The organism is Neotamlana sedimentorum (assembly GCF_000943565.1).
GTDB classification, from domain to species: Bacteria; Bacteroidota; Bacteroidia; order Flavobacteriales; family Flavobacteriaceae; genus Neotamlana; species Neotamlana sedimentorum.
Genome location: NZ_JTDW01000007.1, coordinates 1 through 13,916 on the forward strand (window position 1 = coordinate 1; position 13,916 = coordinate 13,916).

A 13,916-nucleotide genomic window follows, 5' to 3' on the forward strand; every position below is an offset into this window, starting at 1 on the left:
GCACAAAAGGTGGCTGGCGTTGGTGTTCCTGCATTTGGTAATGGGTTAATTATAATGCTAACCGTTACGTCTATATCATCACAACTTCCGATAGTAGCCACATCATAAGTATAGTAATATGTGCCTGCGGTAAATCCTGATCCTGATGGATTAATAATGTTGTTTGCAGTTGCTCCTGAAGTATCAGAACCAACATACCAAGTTCCTGTTTGATCTTCATTTTCTAATAAATCGAATAAATCGTAACTTGTTGGAGCTTCACCTTCACAAAATTCGGCCGGTGCATTTGCTGTACCAGATTCTGGAGCTTCTTCAACCGAAATAGTTATTGGTTCAGTATCTGAACAAGTACCATTATCTATTGTATAATTAAAAGTATAAGGGCTTCCTGCTACCGTTAAGTTAGTTATATCTAAATTACTTGAAATTGTATTACCAGAAACGTCTGTCCATGTTCCAGAATCGTGATCTTGCGATCCATCCAAAGCATCAAATAAATTAAATGGTGAATTGGTAGACAATTCATTTTCACAAAACACTTGATTAATTGCAACACCAGCATCTGGGTCTTCTAAAACGATTACCTGTACTGTTGTAGACTCTTGTGGACAAGGGTTTGGAGCCACATTTTGCCAATACGTAAAATTATAAGTGCCACTTGTATAACTAGACAAATCAATTGGAGTCAGTACAACAGGGTCAGTAATTAACGTCCCTTGAGTCCAGCTACCTGCTAAATCATAATTTTCTAATAAGGTAAATAAATCGAAACTTGTTGGTAAATTGGATTCACAAAAAGATTCTGGATTTGTAGCTGATGCATTACCCGCAGAAAGTGTTTCGTTTACTGTAATTGTAACTGTTGCAGTTGAATCTGGACAATCATTATTACTTAAAACACTATATGTAAAAATATAATTTCCGGCAGTAGTTAAAGAACTAATGTCTACTGTACCTTGATAGCCGTTTGATGTAGTTAAAGGTCCAGACCATGTTCCTGTAGTTTCTGGTGTTCCGCCTAACTCGTCAAATAAATTAAAAGCCGATGGTAAATTATCATTACAATACTCTAAAGTACTAGATGAACCCGCATCTACAGGATCATAAACTTCTACCATTACGCCTACTGCATCACTTGTACAAAAGAAACTATTAATTTGAATATAATATGTACTACCATCAACTAAAACTGTTGTATTAGAAAGCGCTGGTGGTATAGGTTCACCAGAACCATCAACATTAGCATACCAACTATAATTAGTTTCGGTAGTTCCAGGATTTAAATCGGCAATTGTAGGATTTGTATCTGAACAAAATATTTGTGGGCTAGTTGGCGTGGGGTTTGCTGGGGCATCGAATACTCCCACTTGTCCAACTTCAATCTGACTTTTACAACCACTATTATCTACAAAAACAATATAATAACTTTTTGCTCCATTTGGTAAATCATCTGATGGACTCACTAAATCGGTTAATGCCGAATCATTATAAAGTTCTATACTTCCTCCTGTCGGTATTTCAGAATCTAAAACATCATCAATATAACTTTGAACAGTAGCATTTTCATTACTACAGTAAATTTGATCAAAATTTTCACCCGTTGCTCCTACTGCAAAATTTACGACTATAGATTGACGTATACCACATGTTCCAGAATTATCGTCGACATAATAAGTGCCTTCTTTAACTAATTCATTGTTGTTAATTAGACTTCCATCTGAAATAGCGTCATACCAGACGATACCATTTCCGCCATTGGTAACATAATCTGCACTTAAATTGGAAAAGGTATAACCTGAGGCATCACAAATAGGTGGTGGCGTAGGGTTTGTTACAATTGGACATTGGGCATTTAAAGAAAAAGCCGTCCAAAGAAACACCATAATAAAGGATCCAATAAACCTTGGAAACCTAACAAGGGATTTTGTTTTCATAGATTCGGTTGATTTGTAATTGGTTAAAAGCTCAACAAATGTTAATTATGTTAAAAAAACACAGATAAAATTTATCTCGCACGGCAATTTAACTGATTTATTTTACATTTCATCGATTTTTACGAAAAAAAATGTACTTCGTCCTAAAAAACACGCATTTAAACGAAAAAGCCCGCTATAAATAGCGGGCTTATAAATAAGTAAGAATATTATTAATGTTGTAGTTCTTCTTCTCCTTCTTTTAAAGGTATATGTTGTGGAACAAAGTCTACATCGTGACCTGGTTTACTATAATCGTAAGCCCAACGGTGTACTTCTGGAATAGCTCCTGGCCAATTTCCATGCACGTGTTCAACCGGTGTTGTCCATTCTAAAGTATTAGATTTCCATGGATTTTGTTCCGCTTTCTTTCCGAAGAAAATACTAGAGAAGAAGTTATAAAGAAATACTAACTGAAATGCTCCACCAACAATTGCAAATATTGTAATTACCACATTTACATCAGCTAAATCATCAAATAAAGGGAAATTACTATTTGTGTAGTAACGACGAGGTAAACCTGCCATTCCTATAAAGTGCATTGGGAAAAATACACCATAAGCACAAACTGCCGTTACCCAAAAGTGTAAATAACCTAAATTCTTGTTTAACATTCTACCAAACATTTTAGGATACCAATGATAAATACCAGCAAACATTCCATATAATGCCGATATACCCATTACTAAATGGAAGTGAGCTACTACAAAGTAGGTGTCATGTACGTTAATATCTAAAGCTGAATCACCTAAAATAATACCTGTTAAACCTCCTGTAATAAATGTAGAAACTAAACCGATAGAGAACAACATAGCAGGGTTCATTTGTAAATTACCTTTCCATAAAGTTGTTATATAGTTAAAGGCTTTTACCGCCGATGGAATTGCAATTAATAATGTTGTAAATGTAAATACAGAACCTAAAAATGGATTCATTCCAGATACAAACATATGGTGACCCCAAACTATGGTGGATAAAAATGCGATAGCTAAAATTGAAGCAATCATAGCACGGTAACCAAAAATTGGTTTACGAGAATTAGTTGCAATAATTTCTGAAGTAATACCTAATGCAGGCAATAATACAATGTATACCTCAGGGTGCCCTAAGAACCAAAATAAGTGCTCAAATAAAACTGGTGAACCTCCTTGGTAATGTAAAACTTCACCTTGAATAAAAATATCTGATAAGAAGAAGGACGTGCCAAAACTTCTATCCATAATTAATAATAAAGCCGCAGATAACAATACAGGGAATGAAATAATACCGATTACTGCTGTAATAAAGAATGCCCAAATAGTTAAGGGTAATCTTGTCATAGACATACCTTTTGTACGTAAATTTAAAACCGTAACCACGTAATTAAGTGAGCCTAATAAAGAGGATGCAATAAAGATTGCCATAGATACTAACCAAAGTGTCATACCTGCGCCAGAACCACCTTGTGCCATAGGTAATGCACTTAATGGCGGATAGATAGTCCATCCAGCGGCTGCAGGTCCAGCTTCTACAAATAATGATAGTACCATGATTACACTTGATAAAAAGAATAACCAATATGATACCATATTTAAGAAACCAGAAGCCATATCTCTAGCTCCTATTTGTAACGGAATTAACAAGTTACTAAACGTACCACTTAAACCAGCTGTAAGTACAAAAAATACCATAATGGTACCATGGATGGTAACTAATGCTAAATAAATATCGGCATCCATTACACCATCTGGCGCCCATTTACCTAATAACGCTTCAAATAAAACATTAGGCTCTTCTGGCCATGCAATTTGCATACGGAACATTATTGACATCATAATACCAATAATACCCATAATGGTACCAGTAATTAAATACTGTTTAGCAATCATTTTATGGTCTATACTAAAAATGTATTTAGTAATAAACGTTTCTTTATGATGATGTCCGTGGTCGTCGTGAGCGTGATTATCTTCGTGTGCTGACATAATCTTATATCTTGTTAAATCTAGTTATTAGTTAATTAGAGAGTTTTTAAATTCCTTTTGTTCTTTAATCCATGCGTCGTATTCTTCTTGAGTTTCAACAACTATTTTCATTTGCATATTGTAGTGCGATTTACCACAAATTTTGTTACAAAGTAATAAGTAATCGAATTCATAACGCTCTAAAGCATCTTCTCCCTTAGCAATTAAAGCTTCACTTTTCTCAACTCTAATATCATTAATATGTTGAACTTTTTCAATCATTTCTGGGGTTTGTCTCATTTCTTCGGTAGTTACTGTTGGCGTAAAACCAAATTGAGTAATCATACCAGGGACACAGTTCATTTGCGCTCTAAAGTGAGGCATGTAAGCTGAATGCAGTACATCTTGTGAACGCATTTTAAATAATACTGGCTTACCAACAGGTAAATGCAATTCCGTAGTAATAATATCATCTTGCGCATTAGGATCAGCTTCATCTAAACCTAGTATATTCGCTCTGTCGATATCAATTAAACGCACATTAGCTTTACCTAAAGTATTATCAGCACCAGCGTATCTAGCCTTCCAGTTAAATTGTTGCGCATATAATTCTACAACTATTGGATCATCACTTTCATCAACACCCATAATATTAATCCATGTATTTAATCCGTATATAATTAAACCAGCTAAAACAATCACAGGTATAATAGTCCAAATAGCTTCTAATTTATTATTATCGGCAAAAAACAGTGCTGTTCTTCCTTTTTCACCTTTATACTTAAACGCGAAATAGTGTAATAAGAATTGTGTAATTATTTGAACCAAAAAAATAATAGCCAATGAAATAGCCATTAAATTATCGATTGTAGGACCGTGCTCTGATGCAGAATTTGATAATAAGGGTAAATCACCCCATTTAACTACACATACTAAAGTAATGATATAAATAAAAGCTAAAAAGCCCATCATTAAATAACCGTTAAGCGTGTTGTCTTTATCGGTAGCGATTTGAGAATTTTCATTTTTAGCTTGAGCTAAATCGAAAATCTTTACCATTTGCCAAATGGCAATTAATATAAATACTAAAATTACAATTGTTAATAAAGCAGTCATTGTTTCGTTCGTCTTTATTTATATCTTAATTAATAATGAAACTCTTCACTTTCTTTTATAAGTGGATACCCTTTAGCAAGCAAAGGCGCTTTTGTTAATGCTGTAAATACTACATATATAAATAATCCAGCAAAAAGTAAAATAGCTCCAATTTCAGGAATTCCAATTGACCATCTATCTCCTACTGTAGCAGGCATAATCATATTGAAAATATCGATGTAGTGGCCAAATAAAATCACAATACCCGTCATAACCACAAACCAAGGCATACGCTTATAATCTGCATTCATTAACATTAATATTGGGAATACAAAGTTTAATACTACCATACCTAAGAATGGTAATTGGTAATCGTTGAAACGTGAAATAAAATAGGTCACCTCTTCTGGAATATTTGAATACCAAATAAGCATGAATTGAGAGAACCATAAATAGGTCCAGAAAATACTAATTGCAAACATAAACTTAGCAACATCATGTAAATGGTTTGCATTTACAAATTCTAAATATCCTCTAGATTTTAAGTATAAGGTTACTAAAGCAATGGCTGTAATACCACTTACAAACATACTTGCAAATACGTACCATCCAAATAAGGTAGAAAACCAGTGCGGATCTACACTCATAATCCAATCCCAAGACATCATAGATTCTGTGTAAATGAAGAACACTAAAAACCCAGCTGCAATACGGAATGATTTCTTAAAGTTACTTTTATCTTCGGCTGTATCTTGAGCAATTGAAAATTTACGCGCAAAATGACGATATAAACTCCAACCTCCTATAAAAATTAAACCTCTAAAGATGAAGCCCCAAATATTTAACCATCCAGATTTCCCCTGGATTAGTTTATCGTGAGCTACAACTTCTGGATCCATCCAGATAAAAATATTGTTATGTCCAATAAAGTGCGACGCCGCTGCAATAAGTAAAACAATTAACGCACCAGGTAATAAATACGCCGTAATGGCTTCCATAACTCTAAACAATACTGGCGACCAACCTGCTTGTGATGCAATTTGAATGGCATAAAAAGCTAAACAACCTAAGGCAATCATCATAAAGAAAAAGGCCGCAACATATAAAGCAGACCAAGGACGATTTGCTATTTGATGTTGCACGTGTTCGATATGTTTAGCATGCTCATCAACATGACCATGTTCAGCCTCGGCATGATGCTCATTATGTGCGTCACCATGAGCCGCTTCTTTAGCATGCGTATCGTGTGCAGGTGCATGATGTGCATCAGCTTCACCGTGCCCACCGTGGTGTGATTCTTCTGCAAGTAAGGTTTCAACTTCTTCAAAAGATTTATGAGACGTGGAAAAACCAATTCCAACACCTATCGCACCTAATATAATTAGAACGATAGAAAATATCTTTAATTTACTTGAAAATGTGTACATATCTAAACTTATCTTACTTTTCTAAATCTGATTTCAGTTTTAAAACGTAGCTAACAACTTGCCAACGCTCTTCTTCATTTAATTGGTTCGCATAAGACCCCATAGCATTTTTACCATAATAAATAGTGTGGTAAATACTACCCGCGTTAATAGCTCTACCCGCATCATCATAACTAGGAATACCAAGTATTTTTTCTCTCTTTACAAGGTTTCCTTGTCCGTCTCCTTTTGTACCATGGCAAATACCACAGTAAATGTTGTATAATGCTTTCCCCCTTTCTAAATCAACTTCTGTTGAATCTAAAGGACTATTTAAAGTGGCTTTTGCTAAGTTGTAACCCTCTGTAGAATTTTCAATATCGAAAGGAACAAAACCTCTCGCTATAGAACCTTTGGCCGGTAATTGCGCTTCAACTCCGTTTTTAAAGGCAGCTTCACCATATGTTTCGTAACCAGCAGATTCATACATATTAGGCATAAACTGATAGTTAGGAGCAGAATCCTTTTTACATGACACAGCTACTAAAGCAACTGCTAATACTATTATTTTAATTAAGCTTTTCATATTTATATTAATGGGCTTTATCAACTAATTTAATTTCTACAGCTCCAGTTTCTTTAAGTAAAGTTTCTAAAGCATCTTCATTCCCATGAACACCAATTTCCATTAAAAAATGATCGTCAGTAGTTCTTGGATCAGGGTTTTCGGCTTTTTTAAACGGCCACATTCTACTACGTAAGTAAAAGGTAATTACCATTAAATGCGCTGCAAAAAACACAGTAAGCTCGAACATAATTGGCACGAAAGCCGGCATATTTTCTATGTAGCTAAAACTTGGCTTACCACCTATATTTTGCGGCCAATCTTCAATCATGATAAAATTCATCATGGTAATTGCCACAGTTAAACCAACCAAGCCGTATAAAAATGCACAAATAGCAATTCTAGTACCTTCTAATCCCATAGCCTTATCTAGCCCATGAACAGGGAATGGTGTGTATATTTCTTCTATGTGATGTTTCTCTGCACGTACTTTTTTTACGGCAGACATTAATACATCGTCATCGTTATAAATAGCGTGAATAACTTTTGAAGCTTCCATTGACTATGTTTAGTTAATTAATTTTTTAGCTTGCCCTGACCAATCATCACGTTCTGCTCTTCCAGGGAAAGAACCTGTAATACTGTCTAACAAGTCATATTCATTTTTGGTCATTTTACTAACTTGAAGGAAGGTATAAATACCAATGCTATTTAAAACCTCTTCCATTTTAGGTCCAACACCACTTATTTTCTTTAAATCATCCGGTGTTTGAGTTTCCGTATCGAAAGCACCAATAGTTCCTAAAAGACTAGTAACGCGTTCTGCTTTTTCTTCCTCAGAAACTTCAATCACTTCACTTTTAATCTCTAGACCATAAATACTGGATGTACGAGCATCGGCACCAGAACCCACTAAGGTTTTTCCAGATTCTCTTAAATTCTTATAGCGTTCTCCAGAAGATTTTAATATCGTTTTGACCTCTGCCTGGGCGATTACAGGGAATGTTCTTGAGTATAATAAGAATAATACAAAGAAGAATCCTATTGTACCAATAAATATTCCTATATCTACAAACGTTGGCGAAAACATCGTCCAAGAAGATGGCAGATAATCGCGGTGTAATGATGTTACAATAATTACGAAACGCTCAAACCACATTCCAATATTTACCACAATTGAGATGATAAACGAGAACATAATACTTGTTCTTAATTTTTTAAACCACATAAACTGTGGAGAAAATACGTTACAAGACATCATCATCCAATATGCCCAAGCATAAGGACCTGTTGCTCTGTTTAAGAACGCATATTGTTCGTATTCTACACCAGAATACCAAGCAATAAATAACTCAGTAATATAAGCTACACCTACAATAGAACCTGTAATCATAATTACTAAGTTCATTAATTCGATATGTTGTACAGTAATATAATCTTCTAGGTTACACACTTTTCTCATAATAATAAGAAGCGTGTTTACCATAGCGAAACCAGAGAATACCGCACCAGCAACGAAATAAGGTGGAAAAATTGTTGTATGCCATCCAGGTATAACCGATGTAGCAAAGTCAAACGATACAATTGTATGTACAGAAAGTACAAGCGGAGTTGCTAAACCAGCAAGTACCAAAGATACTTCTTCAAAACGTTGCCAATCTTTAGCACGACCAGACCATCCAAAACTTAATAAAGCATATATTTTCTTTTGGAAAGGTTTAATTGCTCTATCACGTAACATAGCAAAATCAGGTAATAAACCAGTCCACCAGAATACTAATGATACCGATAAATAGGTAGAAATTGCAAATACATCCCAAAGTAATGGTGAGTTAAAGTTAACCCATAACGAACCAAATTGATTTGGAATAGGCAATACCCAATATCCTAACCACGGACGCCCCATGTGTATGATAGGGAATAAACCTGCTTGCACAACCGAGAAAATCGTCATTGCTTCTGCTGAACGGTTAATTGCCATTCTCCATTTTTGACGAAATAATAAAAGTACAGCAGAAATAAGTGTTCCTGCGTGACCGATACCTACCCACCAAACGAAGTTTGTAATATCCCAGGCCCAACCCACGGTTTTATTTAAACCCCAAGTTCCAATACCTGTAGATACGGTATATAAAATACATCCAATTCCCCAAAGAAAAGCGGTAAGTGAAATTCCAAAAACAATCCACCATTGTTTATTTGCTCTTCCCTCAACAGGCTTCGCCACATCCACAGTTACGTCGTGGTATGATTTTTCGCCTGTTACTAGAGGTCTTCTAATAGGTGCTTCGTAATGAGACGCCATAATTATATAATTGATTCTTTAATTTAGATTTATGCTTCCTTTGTATTTCTCACTTTTGTTTGATACTGAACATTTGGTTTGGTACCAACGTGTTCTAATAAGTGATACATACGATTATCTTCTTTAAGTTTTGCAACTTTACTTTCCTTATCGTTAATATCTCCAAATACCATGGCTCCACTACTACAAGCCGCAGAACATGCGGTTTGGAATTCACCATCTTTTATTGGGCGACCATCACGTTTAGCATCAAGAATTGTTTTTTGTGTCATTTGAATACACATTGAACATTTTTCCATAACACCACGAGAACGTACAACAACATCTGGGTTTAATACCATTCGTCCTAAATCATCGTTCATATGATAATCGAACTCATCGTTACCATTGTACAAGAACCAGTTAAAACGACGCACTTTATACGGACAGTTGTTTGCACAATAACGGGTACCAACACAACGGTTATAAGCCATGTGGTTTTGTCCTTGACGACCATGTGAGGTTGCTGCAACAGGACAAACTGTTTCACAAGGTGCATGGTTACAATGCTGACACATTACAGGTTGGAAAGATACTTGAGGATTATCGGCAGGATGTTCCATCTCACCAAATCCACCTAACGATCCGTTATCTCCAAATAAACCAGAGAAACCATCTTTCTTTTCGTTATCACCTTCAAATGTATCATCTGAAGAGTAATATCTATCTATACGTAACCAATGCATATCACGGCTACGACGTACTTCTTCTTTACCTACTACAGGCACGTTGTTTTCGGCATGACAAGCGATAACACAAGCACCACAACCGGTACAAGCATTTAAATCGATTGATAAATTAAAATGATGCCCAATGGAACGATCGAACTCATCCCATAAATCAACTTCTGGAGAGGTTACTGGAGTTTCTTCATGGTTTAAAGAAACAACTGGAATTGGATTCCAATGCGATTTGTCTTTGGTGTTAAATATTTCAAGAGTTGTTTCTTTTAAAATATCACCACGACCCATTAATGTATTATGTAACTGTACACAAGCAAATTCATGCATTCCAGATGTCGCTTTTACGGTAACCTCTTGTACAGTTTCAAATTTAGTGTAAAGCTCATAAGCATTAACACCTGTTTTCATTTCGTCTTTAAGACCCAACTTTCGACCATAACCAAACGAAAGTCCTACAGAACCTTTAGCTTGACCTGGTTGAATTAAAACTGGTACATTTTTTAATGTGGTTCCGTTAACCGTTACATCGGCATAACTACCATCAAGAGCACCAGTGGCTACATGTACATTTTTCAATCCTAACTTTTCAGCATCACTTTTCGAAACTGTTAAGTAGTTATCCCAAGACACACGTGAAATTGGATCTGGGAATTCTTGTAACCATGGGTTATTGGCTTGTTGCCCATCACCCATACCGGTTTTAGAATACAATACCAATTCCAAGCCATTAGATTTAGCTGATGAAGCTAAAGCTTTAGCTGCGGCAACACCGCTTACAACATTTACTCCATTTATTGCTACACTTCCGTTAGAAACTGTAGTTGTAGAGGTTGTAGTTATATATTCATCTTTATCTTCTTCTTTTAAACCAATTCCTACTGCAGCACCGTGTATAACACCACCAACCCAAGTTCTATCTTTTTTATCTTTTAAAGTAGATTCTGCACTGGTTACAGTTTTAGCTAAAGCCCCATTTGAAGCATATGCCGAAGCAATGTATACACCATCGTGTAATGCTTGGTTAAATGATGCACCACCTAGTACGCTACTATTCCAAGTTGATTTAATAAAATCGTGATAAGATCCTTCAGTTTCTGTCCACTTCAATAAAGTGTCCTGAAATTGTCTAGTATCAAATAATGGTCGAATTGTTGGCTGCATCAAGGCATAATGTCCTTTTTTAAGCTCAACATCACCCCAAGATTCTAAATAATGAGGCGCAGCACCAATAAAGTTAACTAAAGAAGATGTTTCGTCTTCTTTTAATGAAAAAGCAACAGAAAGTTCTGTTTTCTTTAAACCTTCAGCAAAATCTGAAGCATTTGGAAGGGTATAAATAGGATTTACACCACTCATTATAATAGCCGCAACTTTACCAGCCTTCATATCGGCTACTAATTCTGCTACCTGAGCATTACTACCTTGTCTTGTTTTAATTGGTGTACTCGGTTCAAATGCTTTACTACCTAACGTTTGGTTTATTTCTAAAACCAAAGTTTGAGCATTCACATCTTGTAAACCGGTTACAACAACAGCTTTACCATCTGCAGACTTAAGTTCGGCAGCTGCATTTTTAACAGCAGCTTCAATATGCTCTGGTAAATTTCCAGAAACTGAACCACCAACTATTAAGCTGTATAATTTAGCTAAAGCTAATTTTTGTTCGGTAGGTGTTGCAGGAATACGCTTATCGGCATTAGCACCAGATAAAGACATATTAGCTTCGAATTGAATATGACGTGACATTTTACCATGATCTGGCACTCTGTTTTTAGCATACGCAGAATCAAATCCACCACCTTGCCAATCACCTAAGAAATCTGCACCAACAGAAACTATAGTCATGGCTTTAGAGAAATCGTAATCGGCTAAACCGCGTTCTCCATATTTCGCTTGGTAAGCATCTAATGCAGCAGACTCCGAAATGGCATCGTAAACTACATGCGATACATTCCCATATTTTTCTTTAAATTTTGAAATTAACTTGTCTGTAGAAGGACTAGCATAAGTTTGTGTTAATAAAACAATTTTTTTGTTGGCCTTAGCTATATCTTTTAATTTCTTAGTTATTTCGGCATCAAATGTTCCCCAAGAAATAGCTTTATCACCTTGTTTAGGTGTTTGAACACGTAAACTATCGTATAAACCTAAAACTGAAGCGTTAACTCTTGCATTAGCATTTCCATTACTACCAGCAAGTGCATTATTTTCAATTTTAATTGGACGACCTTCACGCGTTTTCACTAAAACACTCGCAAAATCAAATCCATCTGCAATAGTTGTTGCATAATAGTTAGCAACACCGGGAATAATCTCCGTTGGTTGCACAACATAAGGAATAGATTTTTTAACCGGTCCTTCACACGCTGCCAATGAAGCTGCAGCCGTACTAAAACCAATATACTTTAAGAAATCGCGTCGTGTCGTAGAAGTTGCCTCTAATGTTTCTTTATCACCTAAAAATTCATCAGTAGGAATTTCTTCTACAAACTCGTTTTGTTTTAGCGCCTCAACAATAGAGCTATTCTCGTTTAGCTCTTCAACACTTTTCCAGTATTTCTTGTTTGATGACATATTATATAATTGAATTACTTCTTGTTAATTAATAATGGCACTTACCACACTCTAAACCACCCATTTGAGCCGCTGTTAACTCGTCGACACCGTACTTTTTCGATAATTCTTCATGAATTTTCTCGTAATAAGCATTATCTTTTACCGAAACATTCGTTTCACGGTGACAGTTTATACACCATCCCATTGTTAATGGCGCGTGTTGATACACAACTTCCATTTCTTCAACTGGACCATGACAAGTTTGACACTCTACACCAGCCACTGTTACGTGTTGCGAGTGGTTAAAGTAAGCAAAGTCCGGCAAATTATGAATACGAACCCATTTTACTGGTTTAGATTCTCCTGTATATTTTTGATCGGCATCACTCCATCCTGCAGCAGCATAAAGCTTTTGAATTTCACCGTCGTAGAATTCTTTAGAATACTCCGGAGAAGTTTCACCGTTATATTCATAAATTGACTTATGACAGTTCATACAAACATTTAAAGAAGGGATACCTGAAGTTTTACTAACACGAGCTGAAGAGTGACAATATTTACAATCGATACCATTATCTCCGGCATGTATTTTATGCGAAAAGTGAATAGGCTGCACTGGCTGATATCCTTGGTCGACACCTACCTGAGATAAATATCCATACACAAAATATGCACTAGAAAGCAAAAAGAATATAGCAACAACAATCATTAAAAATTGATTTTGCACAAATGCTTTCCAAAGCGGAGTTCTTTTTGCAGTTTCAGGCAACTCAATATCTTGAGCAACCGCAAAACGTCGTAATGTTTTATTAACTAAATAAAGCCCTAAAGCAAGTAATATAAACAATACCGCCAACGCCCCTAATATAATTTCATTAGACACACCGCTAGACGAACCACTACCTGAATTAGCAGTAACAGCAACAGCCGCATTTTGAGCTGGCGCCGATTTTTCCTCGGCAGTGTAAGCTAAAATATTATTAATATCCTCATCTGACAACTGTGGAAAAGCAGTCATTGCAGCTCCTCCATATTCATTGTAAACCTTATTCGCATATGCGTCTCCAGATTTAATTACCCCAGAACTGTTACGAACCCAAGCATGAATCCAATCGCGATCTAAGCCTTCATCGTTAGACAAACGCTGCTCGACATTACGAAGTGCAGGACCTGTCATTTTTTTATCAAGTTGATGACAAGCTGCACAATTGGCATTAAATAATGATTTTCCTTTTGCTGGATCTCCTTCTTGAGCAGAAAGAACAGTTGTAAACGCTAATAAAATAATTAAGCTAGAACGAAGAAAGTTTTTACTTAATTTTCGGTGAATCACCTGTTTCATATTATTGGT

General features: G+C 35.8%; 9 protein-coding genes. All 9 read right to left on the reverse strand.

Annotated features, from left to right (window positions below):
• Positions 1-1,934, reverse strand: a 1,934-nt coding sequence (locus PW52_RS10600) for a hypothetical protein (protein ID WP_044632932.1), incomplete at its 3' end; no start/stop codon positions are given.
• A 212-nt stretch (positions 1,935-2,146) separates the two neighbouring features.
• Entirely contained in the window at positions 2,147-3,937 is a 1,791-nt protein-coding gene (locus PW52_RS10605) for a cytochrome c oxidase subunit I (protein ID WP_044632933.1), read from the reverse strand.
• Positions 3,938-3,964: 27 nt separating this feature from the next.
• Positions 3,965-5,032: a cytochrome c oxidase subunit II gene (locus tag PW52_RS10610; protein WP_044632934.1), complete on the reverse strand. Its 1,068-nt coding sequence runs from the start codon at positions 5,030-5,032 to the stop codon at positions 3,965-3,967.
• Between the two features lie 29 nt (positions 5,033-5,061).
• A complete protein-coding gene (locus tag PW52_RS10615) occupies positions 5,062-6,438 on the reverse strand; it encodes a quinol:cytochrome C oxidoreductase (protein ID WP_044632935.1) in 1,377 nt (458 codons plus the stop codon).
• Positions 6,439-6,451: 13 nt separating this feature from the next.
• Entirely contained in the window at positions 6,452-7,003 is a 552-nt protein-coding gene (locus PW52_RS10620; RefSeq protein ID WP_044632936.1) for a c-type cytochrome, read from the reverse strand.
• 7 nt (positions 7,004-7,010) lie between these two features.
• Positions 7,011-7,541, reverse strand: a complete 531-nt coding sequence (locus tag PW52_RS10625; protein WP_044632937.1) for a DUF3341 domain-containing protein — start codon at positions 7,539-7,541, stop codon at positions 7,011-7,013.
• A 9-nt stretch (positions 7,542-7,550) separates the two neighbouring features.
• On the reverse strand, positions 7,551-9,287 hold the full coding sequence (gene nrfD, locus PW52_RS10630) for an NrfD/PsrC family molybdoenzyme membrane anchor subunit (RefSeq protein WP_082050895.1): 1,737 nt from the start codon (positions 9,285-9,287) through the stop codon (positions 7,551-7,553).
• A gap of 29 nt (positions 9,288-9,316) precedes the next feature.
• Positions 9,317-12,583, reverse strand: a complete 3,267-nt coding sequence (locus PW52_RS10635) for a TAT-variant-translocated molybdopterin oxidoreductase (RefSeq protein ID WP_044632938.1) — start codon at positions 12,581-12,583, stop codon at positions 9,317-9,319.
• 28 nt (positions 12,584-12,611) lie between these two features.
• A complete protein-coding gene (locus PW52_RS10640; protein ID WP_044632939.1) occupies positions 12,612-13,907 on the reverse strand; it encodes a c-type cytochrome in 1,296 nt (431 codons plus the stop codon).
• Positions 13,908-13,916: the final 9 nt, after the last annotated feature.

What these genes read in the sequence shown, in the direction of transcription:
- PW52_RS10605 (WP_044632933.1), bottom strand. Translation starts at nt 3,937, where the DNA reads ATGTCAGCACACGAAGATAATCACGCTCACGACGACCACGGACATCAT.
- PW52_RS10610 (WP_044632934.1), bottom strand. Translation starts at nt 5,032, where the DNA reads ATGACTGCTTTATTAACAATTGTAATTTTAGTATTTATATTAATTGCC.
- PW52_RS10615 (WP_044632935.1), bottom strand. Translation starts at nt 6,438, where the DNA reads ATGTACACATTTTCAAGTAAATTAAAGATATTTTCTATCGTTCTAATT.
- PW52_RS10620 (WP_044632936.1), bottom strand. Translation starts at nt 7,003, where the DNA reads ATGAAAAGCTTAATTAAAATAATAGTATTAGCAGTTGCTTTAGTAGCT.
- PW52_RS10625 (WP_044632937.1), bottom strand. Translation starts at nt 7,541, where the DNA reads ATGGAAGCTTCAAAAGTTATTCACGCTATTTATAACGATGACGATGTA.
- nrfD (WP_082050895.1), bottom strand. Translation starts at nt 9,287, where the DNA reads ATGGCGTCTCATTACGAAGCACCTATTAGAAGACCTCTAGTAACAGGC.
- PW52_RS10635 (WP_044632938.1), bottom strand. Translation starts at nt 12,583, where the DNA reads ATGTCATCAAACAAGAAATACTGGAAAAGTGTTGAAGAGCTAAACGAG.
- PW52_RS10640 (WP_044632939.1), bottom strand. Translation starts at nt 13,907, where the DNA reads ATGAAACAGGTGATTCACCGAAAATTAAGTAAAAACTTTCTTCGTTCT.